The following is a 17,784-nucleotide window of genomic DNA, read 5'->3' on the forward strand; positions in this document are numbered from 1 at the left end:
GCCGGCAGTGCCGTCCGAACATGGTCTACCGGTAGCCGGACGGCGCCGGATGGGTGCCGTTGACGAAATACCCGCCCAATTCGTGCTGCTTGTAGGCAACAGGGTCGTGAAGGCTGAGGGTGCGCTGATTGCGCCAGAACCGGTCGAGGCCGTGCGCGGTGGCGGTCGAGCGGGCGCCGGTCAGATCGAAGATGCCTGCGGTGACGGCCAAGCCGACATCGATCGCATTGATACGGGCGGCGGCGATGATCTCGGCGACCTGAGCGCGCTGGTCGCCGGTCACTTGGTCGCCGAGGCTGTAGAGCCGGGTCAGCGCAGCGTCCGCGCGTTCGGTGAGCGCGGAGACAGCCTGAACGCGAGCAAGGTATTCGCCGTAGGTCTGGAGGATGAACGGCTCGTGGTTGCCGTGCTCGACCAGCGAGTGGTACCAGGGGCGGGTGTGTTGGCGGGTGTAGTCGGCCGCTTCCAGCAAGGCCCCTTCGGCGGTACCGAGGTGGAGAACGCTGAAGAGCAGCTGGAAGTTGAGGACGGCCAACGACCAGATCGGGGCCGGCGGCTGATCGAGCGGGCCGAACGCGGCGAGATACGAATTCACCGGCACGTCGTTGAGCGTGACCGCGCGACTGGCGGTGAGGCGCTGGCCCAGCACATCCCAGGTCCCCGTGAACTCGATCTCGGGGGCGCGGGGGTCGAGGGCGACGATGTGCAGATCCCCGGTGTCGCTGTGCAGGGCCCTGGTGAACAGGCGGTCGCAGACCGGCCCTCCGGTGGCGAATCCGGACTCACCGGTGACAACGTGGCCGCCGTCGACCGGGACAAGCTTCGGCAGGCCGAGCCGGGATGTGCCCGGGCTGGCCCACAGCCACCGGCGCGTGGCGGTCTGACGTAGCTCGTCGCGGGCGGCGTCGGTGCCGAACGACGCAACGATCCTCAGCCATCCGTAGTGGTAGGCGAGAATGTGCGCGATCGAGGTGTCGGCACGGGCGATGATCCGTGCCACCTGGACAGCTGCCCGCCACGGAGCGCCCTCGCCGCCGAACGCCTGTGGGATGGTGAGTCCGAGCAGGCCGTGTTCGCGGATGAGCGCGATTTCCGCGACGGGCTCGGCATTGGCGTGATCGCGACCGACGGCGTCTTTGCGCAGGATGCCGGCGACCTCGGTGGCGACCGTGGTCCACCGGTCGAGCTCCGGGTCGTCCGGTGCGGTGGGGTCAGGAATCAGGTCGATGCTGGTCACTTCTTCACTCCAACGATCCATGAGTAGCCGGGAGCGGCGTCGTTGAGCACGTGGTCACCGACGGCGCGTTCCTTGTAGATGACCGGGTTGTGGACGGCGAGGGTCCGGGCGTTGCGCCAATGCCGGTCGAGGGCCTCCGAACGCCGCACCAGTGATGCTCCGCCCGTCTCGAACAGCAGGTTCGCCGCGCGCAGGACGGTGTCAGCGACGGTGATGTAGGCCCGCGAGGTAGCGATCTCGGCGTCGTCATACGCGGCCTGCGGCACCTCGCCGTCTGCGCGCAGCCGGTTGATGTGCTCCAGGCGGCCGACAGCGGCGAGCGTGGTGGCCTCGGCGGCGAACGCAAGGCCCGACAGACGTCCGACGACCTGCTGGACAAGCGGGTCGCTGGCAGGGGTGGCGCCGCTGCCGTGGCTGAACACGCGCCGCCGCCCGCGGACATAAGCGGCGGCGTCGCGCACGATCGCGCGGGCGATGCCGCTGAGCGTTGCGAGGTGGACAAGCTGATAAAACGCGATCATGTAGTTGGGGCCACGATCGGCATACCAGAACACATCCTCCGGCAGCGTGGCGGCCCCGGTCAGCAGGGTCGTGCCGGACGCGGTGAGCCGCTGGCCGAACCCGTCCCAGTCGTCGACCCGGCTCAGACCGGGATCGTCGGCGCGCACCATCGCGAAGCCCTGGTCCTCCTCGCCGCGGCGGGCGAGCACCGCGATCCAGTCGGCGTAGAGGCTGCCGGTGCTGTAGTGCTTGGCCCCCGTGATGCGCCAGTCGCCGTCGTCGTCGGTGATGGCGGTGGCGACAGTGCCGAGTGCTCCGTCGCCGGTCTCTGTCACGGCGTTGCCGATAACGGCCCCTTCACCGATCCGGCGCAGCCAGCGCTCCCGGCGGGCGGCATCGGGATCGTGCAGGCGTTCTTCGGTGATGCCGAAATGGGCGCGCAGTATCTGCGGCAGGTTGGAGTCGGCCTCGCCGAGCTCGATCAGCAGCCGGAACAGGTCGGTTATCGATGCACCGAAGCCGCCGTACTCCGCCGGGACGCGCACCGCGCCGAACTTGGCGTCGCGCAGCAGGCCAACAGCCTCATGGGCGAGCTCGCGATCCAGCTCCCGCGTTACCGCACCCTCGGCGATCTTGGCAAAGGTCGGCCGGAACCGGTCGGCGAGCCGCTCATAGGATTCGTCCGAGCGTGTCACTGGTCCTCCTTGAAGGCGCCGCGGTAGCGGGCCGCCGGGTGTCGTTCGTTGATCAGGTCGCGGCCGAACAGCTTGCGACGGAGGGTGCCGGGCGCGTAGTCGTGCCGGGCGAGGCCTCGTTTGCGCAGGACGGGCAGGACGTGGTCGATGAAGTCGGTGTAGGAGTCCGGGATACGCCAGTTGACGACGTTGATCCCGTCCACGCCGGCGGCCTGCCACTCTTGAAGGGTGTCGGCGATCTGTTCGGGCGTGCCGACGATCCGCGCCCGACGGGACAGCAGCGCGGCGAGGTCACCGACCACGGGGACCCGGTCGGTGAAACTTCGCCGCAGCCATTCGAGGATCCCTTGGCTGCCCTCTGTCTCGACCTCGGACAACGGCGTGTCCGGCGGGTAGACGGTGCCGTCGGCCCGGACACCGAAATTCATGTGTGCCAGAAACCCGGCGGCGCTGGCGTACTGCTCGAGGTCCAGTTCGTTGCGGCGGGCCTCTTCCTCGGTACTGCCGATGACAAACGAGATCGCCTGGAAGAACTTCAGATCGTCCGGGTGGCGGCCCGCTGCCACCGCGAGTCGGCGCGTCTCGGCGATGCCCTCGGCGGCGACCTGTGGCGAGGGGGCGGCGATGAAGACCGCCTCGGCGTGTGTGGCGGCGAACGCCCGGCCGGCCGGCGACGATCCGGCCTGGAACAGCAGCGGGGTCCGTTGCGGCGAGGGCGAGGGCAGGTGCGGACCCTCGACGGAGTAGCGCGGACCGTGATGCCTGATCTTATGGATCTTGGAACGGTCGGCGAAGACGCCGCGGTCGCGGTCGCGAAGAAGTGCGCCATCGTCCCAGGAACCCTCCCACAGCTTGTACACGACATCGACGTATTCCTCCGCCCAGACGTACCGCTCGTCATGCGGGGTGAGTCGCGGCAGCCCGAAGTTGCGGGCAGCGTTCTCCTGGGTGCCGGTGACGATGTTCCATGCCACGCGTCCACGGGAGATGTGGTCGAGGGTGGAGATCTGACGAGCGAACGTAAACGGCGGTGTCTGGATGATGCTGCTGGTATATGCGAGACCGAGGTGCTCGGTATTGACCGACAGGGCCGCCAGCAGGACCGCGGGGTCGTTGCTGGGGATCTGCAGCCCCTCCCGTGTGTAGACCTCGTAGTCGCCGTCGGCGGGGCCGTACAGTCCGGAAACGTCGGCGAAGAAGATCGCGTCGAAGCGACCGGCCTCCAACCGGCGGGCAAGGTCGATCCAGACCGCGACGTCGTTGAAGTCGGCCTGTCGGGCGGCGGGATGCCGCCATTGCCCATGCTGGATGTGCGAGGCGGTATTCATGACAAAGGCATTAAAAAGCAGGGTCATGGCAGGGATCCCTTTCGGACGCTGGCGTCGGCCAGTCGCGGCGCCGCTGCTAGCAGGCGCCGCGTGTACGGGTGGCTGGGCTCGGTGAGGACCTGCTCAGTCGGGCCCGCCTCGACGATCTGGCCGCCGGTCATGACCACGACGTCGTCGCTGACGTGCCGCACGACGCCGAGGTCGTGCGAGATGAACAGATACCCGAGCCCGAACTCGGACTGCAGGTCATCGAGCAGGTCCAGGATCTGGGCCTGGACCAGAACGTCCAGGGCCGACACCGGCTCGTCGCAGATGAGGATCTCCGGCCGCGGCGCGAGCGCGCGGGCGATAGCGACCCGCTGGCGCTGGCCGCCCGACAGCCGCGCCGGGCGGTGGCCGGCGGTCGCCACGGGAAGACCGACAGCGTCGAGCAGTCGCATGATTTCCTTGCGGCTGCCGGCCGGGCGGGTGCTGCGGCCGAGGCTGACAGCGTCCGCGAGGATCTCCGCGACGGTCATCCTCGGGTCGAACGATCCGAGAGGGTCCTGGTAGATCGCCCCGATCCGGGGACGATCGGGCCGGCGTCGGGACTCGGCGAGCGTGCTCCACGGCTGTCCACCGAGCCGCACCTCACCCGTGTCGGGCCGGGTCAACCCGAGCACGATCCGCGCCGTGGTGGTCTTGCCCGACCCTGACTCGCCCACCAGACCGAGCGTGCGGCCTCGGTGCAGCGCGAAGGAGACGCCGTCGACGGCAAGGCGGTGAGTGCCGTCCGGCAGCGGGTAACGCTTGGTCAACGCCGTCGCGGTCAGCAGCTCCGCGTCACCGGCCGGCCAAGCCGTAGTTTCCGGTGACGACCGCGGGCCGCCCGTCAGCCTCGTGCCCCGCGGCCGGTCGGCGGGAATCGCGGCGAGCAGCTGCCGGGTGTACGGGTGCGTGGGAGCGGACAGCACGTCGCGGGCCGGGCCGTATTCGACGATCCCACCTTGCCGCATGACCGCGACAGTGTCGGCGACGCGGCTGATCACGGCCAGATCGTGGCTGATCAGCAACAGGCCGGTGCCGGCCTCCTTCAGGCTTAGCAGCAGCTGCAGGATCTGATCCTGCACGGTGGCGTCCAGCGCTGTCGTCGGTTCGTCGGCGATGAGCACGGGCGGGTCCAGGGCGATCGCCGAGGCGATGAGCGCGCGCTGGCGTAGCCCGCCGGACAGTTCGTCGGCGCGCTGCGCTGCGCGGTGTTCGGGCTCGGGCACGCCGGCCGCGACGAGGAGTTCCCGGACGCGTTGCCTGCGGCGGCGAGCCGGGGTGCCGCGCAGGGCCGCGGCGATCTCCCGGCCCACAGGGCGAAGCGGGTCGAGCGCGACCAGCGCGTCCTGCAGGACGAGACCGACATCGCGTCCCCGCATCGCCCGCAACGCGCGCCCGGACAGGCCGAGGACATCCCGGCCCAGGACGTGCAGTCGTTGCGCCCGCACCCGGGCCTGCGGTCCGGCCAGGCCGAGCAACGCCCGGGCGGTCACGCTCTTACCCGATCCGGACTCGCCCACGAGGGCCAAGCACCGGCCGCGCTCGAGGGTGAACGACACCCCGGACACGACGTCGGAATCGCCGAACCTGACGTTCAGGTCGCACACGTCCAGGACCGTGTCGGGGTCGGTGGTCTGCGGCATGGTCACCGTTCCCTGCTGCGTCGTTGCATGGTGCGGCCGAGGAGGGTCAACGTCGCGGCGGTGAACACAATGAATGCCCCGGGGAAGATCGTCAGCCACCACGCGTTGGTCAGATAGGGCCGGCCGGCAGCGAGCATCGCGCCCCACTCGGTATTCGGTGGCACAACGCCGAGGCCGAGGAAACTCAGCGAGCAAGCCCACACGACCGCCTGGCCGACGCCGAGCGTGGCGAGGGCGAACAGCCGGGCGACCACGTTCGGCAGGATGTGGCGGCGCAGCACGGTGGCACGGCTGCGGCCCATGACAACCGCAGCCTCCACATAACCGGAGGCGCGAGCGCTGATCATCTGGCTGCGGACGATCCGGGCATAGCCGGGAGCGACCGCGACGCCGACGGCCGCCGCGGACGGGACCACTCCGGCGCCGAGGACGGCGATCGTCAGCAGCGCTACGAGCAGGACCGGCACGGAGAACAGCACCTCCAGCAGACGCCCGACCGCGTAGTCGGCCAAACGCCCGCCCAGCCCGGCCAGCGCACCGAGCACAACGGCCAGGCCCAGCCCGATGGCCATCGCAAGAATCCCGATGAGCACCGAGGACTGGGTGCCGTGCAAGACCCGGCTGAACGTGTCGCGACCGGACTCGTCCGTGCCGAACCAGTGCACCGCGGAGGGTGCCTGGAACGCCGCCGACGGCTCGATCTCGTAGGGATCGTGCCGCGCGACGAGGCCCGGTGCGGCGGCCGCGACGAGCAGTGCGAGCAGCAGCACGATGCCGAGCAGGTCGGCCGGGCGGGCGGCCCGCAGCCGGGCTACCACGCCGACGCTCCGGCACGATGTCCGGAGGCGGCCCGGAGGCGGGGATCCGCGAGCCGGTCCGCGGCCTCGGTGACGAACGTCAGTACCAGATACACCGTCGCGACGACCAGTACCACCCCGATGATGACCGGGGAGTCGCCCGCCAGCACGGCGCTGAGCAACGCGCGCCCCAGGCCAGGCCGGGAGAAGAGGGTCTCCACCACCACCGCCCCACTGATCAGCGAACCGAATGCCCAACCGGAGAGGCTGATCGCGGGCAGCGCCGCATGCCGCAGCGCGTGCACGAGGCGGACCCGGGTCTCCGACTCGCCTCGGGCCCGCGCCGACAGCGTGAACGGGGCGTCGAGCGCGGCCAGGAACGATTCACGCATCAACTGCCCGAGGAAGCCGGCCAGCGGTAGTGCGAGACTCAGCACGGGCAGGACCATGCCGGAGACGCCCGGCGTGCTGATCGGCGGCAGCCAGCCGAGCCCGACGCTGAACACCAGGATGAGCATGCTGCCGAGCCAGAAATGCGGGACCGCGACCGCAGTGATCTCCAACAGTGACCCGAGTGCGGCGCCGATCCGGCTGTCGCGGGTCGAGGCCAACGCGACCGCCACCGCGATCACCCAAGCGACGGCGAGCGACAGGGCCGCCAGCGTGAGCGTTCCGCCGATGGTCTGCCCGATGAGCGTCGTCACCGGGGTCTTCAGCGCGTAGGAGACGCCGAGATCGCCCTGCGCCAGGTGGCGCAGCTCGTCGAGGTACCGGACCCACAACGGTCGGTCGAATCCGTATTGCGCACGGATCTGGGCCAGCTGTGCCGCGGTGGAGCGCGAACCCGGCCCGCCGAGAACGGCCTCGGCGCGATCACCCGGAATCGCCTGTGTCCCCAGAAACGTCAGCGTGACGACCGCCCACAGCACGAACACCGTGCCGAGTGCCCTGAGGGCGAGCCGTCGCATCAGGCGATCCAGGCGTCGTAGAGGTCCGGCATGGCCAGGGACGGCTGCAGCCGCAGGCCCTTGACCTTCGTCTGGTGGGCCAGCCGGGTCTGCTGGTCATGGATGGGCAGGGTGTAGAAGCCTGCGCCGAGCAGATCCTGGGCCTGCTTGTAGAGCTCGGCGCGGCGGCCGTCGTCGCTGCTGCGACCCGCCTCCTCCAGCAGTCTGTCCAGGTCGGCGTTCTTCACGTGCGCGGTGTTGGCGTGATAGGAGCCCGGTGTGGATTCGGCGAGCGCGGCGGTGGTGTAGGTGATGCGCAGGACGTCGGGCGAGTTCTTGGTGTAGTAGACCGGGATCGCGTCGTAGGCCCAGGCGTTGTTGACGCTCCACCACTTGGCGGTCTCCAGCGGCTGCAGCTGCACCTCGAATCCGGTCTTCTTCGCCGTCGCCTGCAGCTGTTCGTAGAAGCCGGTCTCCAACGGGATGAACCTGCTGTAGGGCAACACCACGCTCAGGCGTTTGCCGGCCCGGGTCCGGTAGCCGTCAGCGTCACGGCTGCTCCAGCCGGCCTGGTCCAGCAGCGCCGCAGCGGCGGCCGGATCGTAGACGTGCGGTGGGGCCGCAACGTTGAACCTGGTCGCCGAGCTCAGCAGCGAGGTGGCCCGCTGCACGGTGCCGAGGTAGACGCTGCGCAGCGCCCCGTCGACGTCGATGGAGGCGAAGAATGCCTGTCGCACCCGGATGTCGTCGAAGGGCGCCCGTCCGGAGTTGAGCTCCAGTTCGACTGGTTCGCCGGGGCGGGCCGCGATCAGCGTCCGCAGCGTGGGGATGCCCTTGACCGCCGCGGCGTTCTGCGGCTCGACGACGTCGATGACGTGGACCTGGCCGCTCTGCAGCGCGGCGAACCGGGAGGTGCCGTCCGGCACGAAACGCCAGACGATCTTGTCGAGGTAGGCGGGGCCGGTATGTGCCGCGTCGGGCGGCGGGGTCGTGAAGAAGGGGTTACGGACCAGCGTCACGGAATCCTGCTTGGTCCAGGACTCGACCATGTACGGACCGGTGCCGACCGGTTTGAGGCAATTGGCGTCCAAGCCGCGGGCGAACGCGGTCGGCGACTCGATCGGCAGCCACACCTGCGCGAGTGACTCCAACAGCGCTCCGTCTGGCTGGTGGAGGTCGATGCGTACCGTGCTCGGACCGGTCACCTCGACCTTGGCGATCTTTTGCAGCGCGAGTCGTCCGGTGTTGGAAAGGGTCTGCGGGGCCTGGATTCGGTCGAGGTTGGCCTTGACCGCCTCAGCGTCCAGCGCCGTGCCGTCGGAGAACTTGACGTTCTCGCGGATCTCGATGCTCCAGCTGAGGCCGTCAGCGGCCTGCTTCCAGCCGGTGGCGAGCCACGGAAGGATCTCGCCGGAGCCGTTCTGGTAGAACAGCGTCTGCAGAAATTGGGTGCCCAGCAAAGCCTGGGCGACGTTGCCGCCCTTCTGCGGATCGAGACAGGTCGGCTCGTCATCCCCGGTCGCGTAGACCAGGGTGCCGCCCGACCGCGGCTGGTCGCTGGCGTTGACAGCGTCGCCGCCGCACGCACTCAGCGCCAGCGTGCTGGTCAGCAGTGCAGCGACCACGGGAAAGTGTCTGTTCACGATCAGGTTCCTTTGCCGGGAGGTGTGCGGTGGTCAGCGGTGAGTGGCCGGGAGGAAGGGAACATGCCCGGAGGCGCCGGACCCGACAGCTGGTCCGTCGAACAGTCCGCGCTCGCGTAGCAGCGGCAGAACACCCTCTCCGAACCAGAACAGCTCCTCCAGGTGCGGATACCCGGACAGGATGAACTCGTCGATGCCGAGAGCCGCGTAGTCGGCGATGCGATCGGCGACCTCGGCGTGGCTGCCGACCAGGGCTGTGCCCGCCCCGCCGCGCACCAGGCCGACCCCGGCCCACAGGTTCGGGGCCACCTCGAGGGCGCGGACATCGCGCCGCCCTCGGTCGTTCGCCAGGTCGGCGTGCAGCGCGGTCATCCGCGCCTGGCCGGTCGACTCGCTGCGGGCGAGGTTGCGTTGTGCGCTGGCCACGACGTCGTCACCGAGGGCGTCGAGCAGCGCGCTCGCGCGGCTCCACGCCTCGGCGTCGGTGTCGCGGGTGATGACGTGGAGGCGAATCCCGAACCGCAGGGTCCGTCCCCGCTCCGCGGCCAGCCGCCGGATCCAGGCGAGTTTCTCGGCGACCGCCTCGAGCGGCTCACCCCAGGTCAGGTAGACGTCGGCGTGCTCGGCGGCGATCGGGCCGGCTGCCGCCGACGACCCGCCGAAGTACAGCAGCGGCACGGGGTCGGGCACGGAAGGAAGGGTGGCCTCCTCGACGTGCAGGTGCCGACCCTCGTAGGTGACCGTCTCGCCGCGCCACAGCCGCCGCACGACGGTCAGGAATTCCGCCGTACGCTCGTAACGCTCCGGCTTGGCCAGAAAGTCGCCGTAGGCGCGCTGCTCGTGCGGCTCGCCGCCGGTCACCACGTTGAGCAGGAGCCGGCCCGGCGCGTGGGCGGCGAATGTCGCGGCCATCTGCGCGGCCAGGGTCGGGCTGATCAGGCCGGGACGGAAGGCCACCAGGAAGGCGAGCCGCTCGGATTCGCGGGCGAGCATCGCCGTGGTCAGCCAGGCGTCTTCGCACCACGCCCCGGTGGGGGTGAGCGCGCCGAGGAAGCCGAACTCCTCTGCGGCACGGGCGACCGACGACAGATATCCGACGCTCGCTCTGCGGTCGCTGGCTGCGGTGCCGGCCTTGGCGCCGTGGCCGCCGCCGACGATGAAGCGGGAGTCACCGTATGTGGGCAGGAACCAGTGGAATTTCAGACTCATGATCGTTCTCCTCAGAGCAGGCCGTGTCTGGGCGGCGGGGTCCGGTCGAGCAGCCAGCGGCCGATGTGCTGGACCTTCCAGCGGCCCGGGTCGTGCAGGGTGTGGGTGCGCGCGTCGCGCCAGAAGCGCGAAAGGTTGAGGGCGTCCAGTGCCGAGCGGGTTCCGGCGAGCTCGAACAGTGCCGAGGATGCGTCCACCGCGGCGCGGGCGGTGGCGACCTTCGCGACGGCCGTCGCGACCGAAGCGTGGGCGGTGGAGTCCTCGGTGGGGTCGGTGCGGGCGACGTCCACCGCGTGCGCCGCCTCGCGCAGCAGCGCCTCGGCGGCGCGCACAGTGATCTCGGCCTCGCCCGCCTGCTGGACAAGCAGCGGATCGCCGGCGGCCCGGTCGGCACCACTTTCGAACCAGGGGCGTGCCCGCTTGACGTGCTCAACCGCAACGTCGAGCGCGGCGCGGGCGATTCCGGCGTCCAAGGCGGCGTGCAGAACCTGCGCGAACGCGCCGTAAGACGTGGGCCGGGCAAAAATCGGGGTGTATGGCACGACGGCGTCGGCGGGAACGGCCACGCCCGCAAGGCGCACGGTGCCGCTGCCGGTCGTGCGCTGGCCCAAGCCGTCCCAGTCGTCCACGATCGTGACACCGGGTGCGTTGGCGGGTACGAATGCCACCGCCTTGGCGCGCTCGGCTCCGGGCAGCACCGCACGCACGGCGAGCCAGTCGGCGAACAGTGAACCGGTGGCGTAGAACTTCTCGCCGTCCAAGACGTAGCCGCCAGCTCCGACCGGGGTCAGCGTCGTGGTGTCCTCGGCGATGGTCCGGCTCCCACGTTCGGACTGGGCGTTGGCCAACCGGCGGCCGGCCAGCACTTCGCGGAAGAACCGGCGCTGCTGAGCCTCGGTGCCCTGCAGGCGCAGCGCCTCCAAAAAGACGTAGTGGCTGTGCGGGATCTGCGCAATGCTCGGGTCCGCCTGGGCAATCAGGCGGAAGACCTCCACCAGGGACGGGACGCCGACGTCGGGGCCGCCGAAACGGCGCGGCACCGTCAGGGAGAACAGGCCTGCCGCTGACATGCGGCCGACCTCTGCGTGCGGCAGGATCCGGTCACGGTCACGCTCGGCGGCGCCACGGGCGAGGCCAGCAGCGAACCGCGCGGCGATTTGCACCGCGTCCTCCTCGTGCGGCACCGCGTCCTCCTCGTGCGTCACCGCAGCCTCCGGAAGGCCCCGCGGTGAAACACCAGCGGCGGGATGGACGGGTCGCCGGCGTAGTCGTGGATGCCGAGCACGACGATCTGGTGGTCCCCGGCGACGAGGCACTGCTCGATCCTGCAGACGAACCAGGCGCTGGCATCCTCCAGCAAAATCGCGCCCTCCCCGGTGACGCGCCAGGCCAGACCCGCGAAGCGATCGCCGTCCTTGGCTGCCAGCTGTCGGCAGGCGTCCTCGTGCGCCTCGCCCAAAACGCTCACCCCGAGATAGGGCGCCCTCGACAGGATCGGCCACGTGGTCGAGGAAGCCGCCACGCACACCGACGCCAACGGCGGGTCGAGCGACACAGATGTGAATGAGCTGGCGGCGATGCCAACCGGGTCACCGTCAAGCTGTGCCGCCAGTGCAGTCACACCGCTGGGGAACGTGCCGAACACAGTGCGTAGCCGGCGAGTCGGAGATATCGGCGGTGCGAGGGAATCAGTCATGGCGGGCTCCAAGCACTCGGGCGGCAGGTCGTGATCGCGCAAATCGACATACCGCCTTGCGACAGACGGACATCGCGCCACACCACCCGACGCCACTCACCGTGATCGAGTTGAGTGGTTTTCGTGCGATGAGGCCCTCTACCAGCGATTTTTTTTCCTACTAATCTGATGGATATAGTCGAGTATTGGCCCGGTCTCGCGCGCCGTCAAATCGGCGTAGGCGGCAGGCCGATAGGCAAACCCTTGAACCTGGAGGTACACCGTGCGGATCGAACAGCTCGAGTACCTTGCGGCGGTCACCCGGCTCGGATCGCTCCGTCAGGCGGCGCTTGAGCTGCACGTCTCTCAGCCGGCGCTCAGCGAGACCATCCGCAACCTGGAGCGCGAGCTGTCGGTGCAGCTGCTCGATCGTCGGCGGTCCGGGGCCAGCCTCAGCGCCGACGGGAGGGACCTGCTGCCGTACGTCACCGGAGTCCTGGAAGCGGTCGACCGGCTCCTTCGGGCAGCCGACCAGCAGCATCAGAGCAAGGTCATGGTCCGGCTCGGGACGGTCAACGCCGCCACCGTCTCACTCCTCGCCCCGGCACTCCGATCCTTCGTGCGGCACCATCCCGAGACCCGCGTGGAGGTGCTCCCTGCGCAGCAGGCGGATATTCACCGGCTGCTCCTCGAAGGATCCCTCGACCTGGGGCTGGTCAACGTCCTGGACGCCGACGATCCCCCGCATGATCTGGACAGCACGGTGCTGCTGCAAGGCAGGATCGTCGCGTGCGTCGCCACCGGCAGCCCATTGGCCCGGCGGACCGCGCTCACCCCCGAGGACCTGTTGACCGGACCGCTCATCCTCATGCGGGCGGGCTATCTCATGCATCGGTACGTCTACCGACTCTTCGGCGGCCGGATCCCACCCTCCAGTTACTCCACCGACGGCGCGGAGATGGGCAAGCTCATGGTCTCCGAAGGACTCGGCGTCACCGTGCTGCCCGACTACAGCATCATCGGCGACCCCCTGGAGCGGTACGGCGCGATCACCACTCGCCCCCTCGACGTGCCCGACACCCACGTACGCCTACTGCTGCAGAGCCGCCGCGCGTCCCGCATGCCGGACGCGGTCCGTGAGCTCCACCGCGCCCTCGTCGAGCAGTCGGTGCGGTTCCGCGATCCCACCGCCCCGATTCCCGAACGCCCTGGAGGCGGTTCCGGTTCATGAGTCTGGTCGCGGCGTTCGCCGGGCGGATGTACGGCATTCGCTCTCGCGAAGCGTGTGCCCGGCTTCTGGGCCGGGCATCGGATCGCTTGGACAGCGTCCGGTGACGGCGACGGTCACCGCGACCGCGACGTGTACCGCGCATCGTGGGGTGGTCGAGGCGACCGGCCGGTTGTTGAACGCGGATGCGGTCGCGGAGCGGGTTGGCTGGTTGTCCTCGATCGTGCAGGACATGACTGCCCGGCTGGTCGCCGGGCATTGGACGGTCGAGTCGCTCGCCGCGCTCGCCGCGGGAGTCGACCAGACCGGGAACCGTTGCCGGGCAAAGGCTGGATGGCGTTGCGCCGACTCGGCTGGGCGAGCACCCCGCCCGTGAACGTCGTCGTGTCGGATCGGGTCCGCAGGATGGCGGAGGAACACGCCGCGAGGCTGTTGCGTCTCGCCCTGCACCGCGACGCGTTGCTCCGCGCGGTCGTCACCTCGTGGCCGGACAACCCGCAGCGTCGCACCGACGCGGAGTGCAAGGCGCTGTGGGCCGCCGGGCCCGAGGCCATGACGAAGGTCGAGGCCCGCAACCGTACCCGGCAGGTCGCTGGATTCCTCGCCGCGCGTGGCCGGCTTCCGGTCTCGATCGCGCAGGCCGAAGCGCCGCCGTACACGTCGGGGCAGATCCTCACCGCCACCACCGCCCGCCTCGGCACCGACCGAGCCGGCCGGGCCAGGGTCACCACCGCCGCAAGCCCCTCTTCTTCGACGCGACCGGCGCCTCGGCGAAACTCCTCCGCCTGCGCACCATCCGGGAGAAGACCAGAACCCGCCTCGACCACTACGACCGCCTCCTCACCAACCGCGAAGACCCCGCGCTGACGGCGAAGCGAGACCGGCTCGCGGCCGAACACGACCGGGTGTGTGCCCGGATCCGGCATCTGGGCAAGAGTCTCGCGTGGGCGGCGGCCCGCTGGACCGTCGACCACGCCGCCGCCGCCCGAGCCACCGTCATCTACATCGAAGACCTCACCTCGATGCAGACCCGCGGACTGGGCCGGACGATGAACCGCCGCCTCGGCGGACATGTCCGCGGACTCGTCTTCGCCGCACTCACCCACCTGGCCGTGGTCGAAGGCATCGCGGTGGTCACCGTCCCTGCCCGCGGCACCTCCGCCGGCTGCCCACGCTGCAACCGGCACACCAGCGCCGCCGTCAAAGCCGACCCCTCGCAGCGGCCCGGGTTCCGTCATGTGAAAGCCCCCGACCGGCCCGCCACCACGGGCCACAATGGTCGGTCTGCGCGTGCGGGCTGTCCCTGGACCGCGACCACGCCGCCGCTGAACGGATCGCCGCACGGGGGCTGCTCGGCCAGACCCATGCCCGCCGGCACCGCAAGACCGGCACGATCCGCACCATCAAGACCGTCGACGGGCCGGTCCGGCGGATCGCCAAGACCTCCCGGGACCGCCGCGTTCCGGGCGGAACCACCACCACCCCTCTCACGCCCTCGCGACGTGAGACTCCCGCCCCGGCAGCCGCCGGTCAGCGTCCGGCGGGACGGACACCCCAGACCCCCAGCACCATCACAGGTCAGGTGCCGCACACGAACCTACGACGCCGTCGCAACCGCGACCGGCGGGCCAGCCGCGGATTCCATCAGCATGTGACAGCAACACCACCACACACTGGAACAGTGCCGCGACCAAACCTTTCGTAGGATTTCAGAGACGCTCAGGCGAGCTGGCCGAGCTGGTCCGCGCGGACCGCACCGCGGAGCGGCTCGCCGGCGACGAACCGTTCGACCTCGGCGACGGCGAATTCGCCCAGCCGGCGCACCTCGGTGCCCTGCACACCGGCGAGGTGCGGCGTGATCCAGACGTTGGGCATCCCGAACAGCGGGTGGCCGGCGGGTAGGGGCTCGGGGTCGGTGACGTCCAGGCAGGCGTCGATCCGGCCGCTCGCGCACGCTCGGGTCAGCGCGTCCGTGTCCACCACCGAGCCCCGCGCCGTGTTGACCACGAGGGCGCCGTCCCGCAGCAACGCCAGCCGTCGTTCGTCGATGAGGTGGTGCGTCTCCGGCAGCTGCGGCGCGTGCAGCGTCACCACGTCGCTGCGGCGGCACAGCTCGTTGAGGTCGGTCAGCTCGGCGCCCAGCTCCGCGGCCCGTGCCCGGTCCAGGTAGGGATCGGCGACCAGCACCTGATAGCCGGCGGCGCGCAGCCGGGCGATCACCCGGCGGCCGATCCGCGACGCGCCGACGACGCCGACCACCCGGCCGTCGTTGCCGATGCGCTGTGCGAAGGGTGCGTACCGGCCCGCCGCGTACTGCCGTGCCAGCCCGAACGCGCGCTTGCCCGCCAGCGTGATGACCGCGAGCGTGAAGTCCACGACGGGTTCGGCGTTGGCGTCCGCGGCGGAGGACACGACGACCCCGCGGGCGAACACCTCCGGGCACACGTGGGCCTTGACCGAGCCGGCTGCGTGCATCACCGCCCGCAGCCTCGGCGTGGCGTCGAGCACCTCCGCGGTCAGCGGTGGGCAGGACCAGCCGGTTATCAGGACCTCGACCGTCTCCATGCCGCGGCGCACCACCGGATCGTCGAAGGTTTCCACCGCCTCCGTCCCGACGAGCCGCAGGACGCCCGCGAGGCGGGCCATGAGATCCCCTGGCAGCACCGCGGAAGTAACCGAGCGGGACATGGCGATCATCCCGACAGGGCGCTCGGCATGGTGCACGGCGTCTCCGTCCGTAGAAAACGTCTCCTGCGATGAACGTGAACGTTATCCAGCCAAGAAGTCCAGTTCAAGTACCACTCGGGCAAAGATGTGTGTCCGGCTCGTGTCGGGGGCTTGACGTTTCTGTAGAAAAGCTTTTAGCTTGCGTCATGTGGTCTGCGCCACAAGGCTCGTCGGCGAGGAGGTGCAGGTGTCAGCGCAAACCCGAGGAAGGACGGTCGAGCCCGACGCGGCGAGGCCGGCCAGCGGTGCGGTGGTCCGGTCCGGATCGGCGACCAGGCCGCGCCGCGCCTGGTATCAACGGTGGCGGCGCGATCGGATCCTTGTCGCATTCATGGTCCCCGGGCTGCTCTACTACGCGATCTTCCACTACGGCGCCCTGTTCGGCAGCGTGCTGGCCTTCCTGGACTACGTTCCGTTCCTCGGCCTGTCCGGAAGCCGATGGATCGGGCTGGAGAACTTCGAGCGACTGTTCGGCGACGCGGACTTCTGGCGTGCCACCGTCAACACGCTGGAGATCTCCGTACTGCAGCTCGTCTTCTTCTTCCCCGCGCCGCTGGCGCTGGCGATGCTGCTGCACAGCCTGACCCATACGAGGGTCAAACGCTTCGTGCAGAGCGTGGTGTACCTGCCCCACTTCGTCTCGTGGGTGATCGTGATCGCCCTGTTCCAGCAGATGCTCGGCGCCACCGGGGTGCTCAACGGATTTCTCGCCGACAGCGGGCTGCACACCGTGCACATCCTCGGGAACCCGGACGCCTTCAAGCCGATGGTCGTCGCGCAGGTCATCTGGAAGGACACCGGCTGGGGAACGATCATCTTCCTGGCCGCGCTGACCCAGGTCGACGAGCAGTTGTACGAGGCGTCCGCCCTCGACGGCGCCAGCCCGTGGCGCCGCTTCTGGCACGTGACCCTGCCCGCGATCCGCCCGGTGATCGTGTTGTTGCTGGTGCTGCGACTCGGCGAGATCCTCTCGGTCGGTTTCGAGCAGATCCTGCTGCAGCGCGACTCGGTCGGCGCGCGCGCCGCCGAGATCATCGACACCTTCGTCTACTTCCACGGCATCCAGGACGGCGACTTCGGACTCGCCGCCGCCGCTGGGCTGTTCAAGGGCGTGGTCGGCGTGGCGCTCATCTATGCCGCGAACAAGATCTCCCATCGGTTGGGTGAGTCAGGGGTGTACAAGTGAAGCTCCAACGTCGTGACGCCAAGCGCGGCGCGGGGCGTCCCGCCTGGCAGGAGGCTCCGCATCCGCTCACCAGCACCGCCAAGGCGGTGGCGATCGTGGTCGTGCTCGCCCTGGTCGCGGTCCCGTTCCTCGTGGTCATATCCACCAGCCTGGCCGACCCGGCGGATGTCGTGGCCAACGGCGGCTGGGTCATCTGGCCCGAGCATCCGTCCCTGGCCGCGTACAAGGAGATCCTCTCCGGCGGCATCGTCGGCCGCGCCACCGTGGTCAGCCTCGGCGTGACCGTGGCCGGCACGGCCCTCAGCCTCGCCGCGACCGTCCTGCTGGCCTACGCGCTGAGCCGGCCGGCGGTGTTCGGCGGCAAGCCGATCATGCTGGTGGTGCTGTTCACGTTCCTCTTCCCGCCCGGCATCATCCCGGCGTACCTGGTGGTCAAGGAGACCGGGCTGCTCAACTCCTACGCGGCCCTCATCGCCCCGGTGCTGGTCAACACGTTCAACCTGGTGGTGATGCGCGGGTTCTTCCAGTCGCTGCCCGCGGAACTCTACGAGGCGGCGCGCATGGACGGCGCGTCCGAGCTGACGATGCTCTGGCGGATAACGATCCCGCTCTCCCGTGCCGTCCTCGCCGTGGTCGGACTGTTCTACGCCGTCTCGTACTGGAACTCGTGGTTCAACGCGCTCATCTACATCGACGAGCCGGCCAGATGGCCGCTGCAACTCGTGCTGCGCACCTACGTGCTGGCCGGCGGGCAACTCGCCGACCCGTCAGCGGGCGAGGCGGGCCTGCTGTCCGCACCGCAAACCGTGCGGATGGCGGTCGTGGTGCTCGCCACCATCCCGATCGTCCTGGTCTACCCGTTCCTCCAGCGCTTCTTCGTCAAGGGCGTGCTGAGCGGGGCCATCAAGAGCTGACCCTCCACGCCCGCGCACCCCCCGCCC

15 protein-coding genes are annotated in these 17,784 nt (G+C 69.7%); 4 read left to right on the forward strand and 11 right to left on the reverse strand.

Going from position 1 to position 17,784, the window contains the following annotated elements:
• Nucleotides 1-25 precede the first annotated feature (25 nt).
• The 10 genes from Dfulv_RS33295 to Dfulv_RS33340 are packed head-to-tail and all read right to left on the reverse strand — an operon-like array spanning nucleotide 26 to nucleotide 11,672.
• Entirely contained in the window at nucleotides 26-1,237 is a 1,212-nt protein-coding gene (locus Dfulv_RS33295) for an acyl-CoA dehydrogenase family protein (RefSeq protein ID WP_259857774.1), read from the reverse strand.
• Entirely contained in the window at nucleotides 1,234-2,433 is a 1,200-nt protein-coding gene (locus Dfulv_RS33300; RefSeq protein WP_259857775.1) for an acyl-CoA dehydrogenase family protein, read from the reverse strand. Before Dfulv_RS33300 ends, Dfulv_RS33295 begins: the two co-directional genes overlap by 4 nt.
• Nucleotides 2,430-3,788, reverse strand: a complete 1,359-nt coding sequence (locus Dfulv_RS33305) for an LLM class flavin-dependent oxidoreductase (RefSeq protein ID WP_259857776.1) — start codon at nucleotides 3,786-3,788, stop codon at nucleotides 2,430-2,432. Before Dfulv_RS33305 ends, Dfulv_RS33300 begins: the two co-directional genes overlap by 4 nt.
• Nucleotides 3,785-5,431: a dipeptide ABC transporter ATP-binding protein gene (locus tag Dfulv_RS33310; RefSeq protein WP_259857777.1), complete on the reverse strand. Its 1,647-nt coding sequence runs from the start codon at nucleotides 5,429-5,431 to the stop codon at nucleotides 3,785-3,787. The genes Dfulv_RS33305 and Dfulv_RS33310 overlap by 4 nt, the downstream gene beginning before the upstream one ends.
• A gap of 2 nt (nucleotides 5,432-5,433) precedes the next feature.
• Nucleotides 5,434-6,249, reverse strand: a complete 816-nt coding sequence (locus Dfulv_RS33315; RefSeq protein ID WP_259857778.1) for an ABC transporter permease — start codon at nucleotides 6,247-6,249, stop codon at nucleotides 5,434-5,436.
• Complete coding sequence (locus Dfulv_RS33320; protein WP_259857779.1) at nucleotides 6,243-7,196, reverse strand: ABC transporter permease; 954 nt, start codon at nucleotides 7,194-7,196, stop codon at nucleotides 6,243-6,245. The genes Dfulv_RS33315 and Dfulv_RS33320 overlap by 7 nt, the downstream gene beginning before the upstream one ends.
• A complete protein-coding gene (locus Dfulv_RS33325) occupies nucleotides 7,196-8,818 on the reverse strand; it encodes an ABC transporter substrate-binding protein (RefSeq protein ID WP_259857780.1) in 1,623 nt (540 codons plus the stop codon). Before Dfulv_RS33325 ends, Dfulv_RS33320 begins: the two co-directional genes overlap by 1 nt.
• A 33-nt stretch (nucleotides 8,819-8,851) precedes the next feature.
• On the reverse strand, nucleotides 8,852-10,027 hold the full coding sequence (locus Dfulv_RS33330; RefSeq protein WP_259857781.1) for an LLM class flavin-dependent oxidoreductase: 1,176 nt from the start codon (nucleotides 10,025-10,027) through the stop codon (nucleotides 8,852-8,854).
• 11 nt (nucleotides 10,028-10,038) lie between these two features.
• Nucleotides 10,039-11,232, reverse strand: coding sequence for an SfnB family sulfur acquisition oxidoreductase (locus Dfulv_RS33335; RefSeq protein ID WP_259857782.1), 1,194 nt, complete (start codon nucleotides 11,230-11,232; stop codon nucleotides 10,039-10,041).
• Nucleotides 11,229-11,672, reverse strand: a complete 444-nt coding sequence (locus tag Dfulv_RS33340) for a flavin reductase family protein (RefSeq protein WP_259857783.1) — start codon at nucleotides 11,670-11,672, stop codon at nucleotides 11,229-11,231. The genes Dfulv_RS33335 and Dfulv_RS33340 overlap by 4 nt, the downstream gene beginning before the upstream one ends.
• A gap of 313 nt (nucleotides 11,673-11,985) precedes the next feature.
• On the opposite strand from Dfulv_RS33340, the gene Dfulv_RS33345 reads away from it, so the two are divergent.
• A complete protein-coding gene (locus Dfulv_RS33345) occupies nucleotides 11,986-12,933 on the forward strand; it encodes a LysR family transcriptional regulator (protein WP_259857784.1) in 948 nt (315 codons plus the stop codon).
• Between the two features lie 330 nt (nucleotides 12,934-13,263).
• A complete protein-coding gene (locus Dfulv_RS33350; RefSeq protein ID WP_259857785.1) occupies nucleotides 13,264-13,797 on the forward strand; it encodes a hypothetical protein in 534 nt (177 codons plus the stop codon).
• An 852-nt stretch (nucleotides 13,798-14,649) separates the two neighbouring features.
• Here the strand turns inward: Dfulv_RS33350 and Dfulv_RS33355 are convergent.
• On the reverse strand, nucleotides 14,650-15,576 hold the full coding sequence (locus Dfulv_RS33355; RefSeq protein ID WP_259857786.1) for a hydroxyacid dehydrogenase: 927 nt from the start codon (nucleotides 15,574-15,576) through the stop codon (nucleotides 14,650-14,652).
• A gap of 268 nt (nucleotides 15,577-15,844) precedes the next feature.
• On the opposite strand from Dfulv_RS33355, the gene Dfulv_RS33360 reads away from it, so the two are divergent.
• Both Dfulv_RS33360 and Dfulv_RS33365 read left to right on the forward strand, forming a co-directional pair.
• Nucleotides 15,845-16,843: an ABC transporter permease gene (locus Dfulv_RS33360; RefSeq protein WP_259857787.1), complete on the forward strand. Its 999-nt coding sequence runs from the start codon at nucleotides 15,845-15,847 to the stop codon at nucleotides 16,841-16,843.
• Entirely contained in the window at nucleotides 16,840-17,757 is a 918-nt protein-coding gene (locus Dfulv_RS33365; protein ID WP_259857788.1) for a carbohydrate ABC transporter permease, read from the forward strand. Before Dfulv_RS33360 ends, Dfulv_RS33365 begins: the two co-directional genes overlap by 4 nt.
• Nucleotides 17,758-17,784 lie beyond the last annotated feature (27 nt).

This window comes from Dactylosporangium fulvum, from assembly GCF_025137375.1.
GTDB classification, from domain to species: domain Bacteria; phylum Actinomycetota; class Actinomycetes; order Mycobacteriales; family Micromonosporaceae; genus Dactylosporangium; species Dactylosporangium fulvum.

Coding starts and splice junctions, on each gene's coding strand:
- Dfulv_RS33305 (WP_259857776.1), bottom strand. CDS start 3,788: ATGACCCTGCTTTTTAATGCCTTTGTCATGAATACCGCCTCGCACATC.
- Dfulv_RS33310 (WP_259857777.1), bottom strand. CDS start 5,431: ATGCCGCAGACCACCGACCCCGACACGGTCCTGGACGTGTGCGACCTG.
- Dfulv_RS33320 (WP_259857779.1), bottom strand. CDS start 7,196: ATGCGACGGCTCGCCCTCAGGGCACTCGGCACGGTGTTCGTGCTGTGG.
- Dfulv_RS33330 (WP_259857781.1), bottom strand. CDS start 10,027: ATGAGTCTGAAATTCCACTGGTTCCTGCCCACATACGGTGACTCCCGC.
- Dfulv_RS33350 (WP_259857785.1), top strand. CDS start 13,264: ATGGCGTTGCGCCGACTCGGCTGGGCGAGCACCCCGCCCGTGAACGTC.
- Dfulv_RS33355 (WP_259857786.1), bottom strand. CDS start 15,576: ATGGCCCGCCTCGCGGGCGTCCTGCGGCTCGTCGGGACGGAGGCGGTG.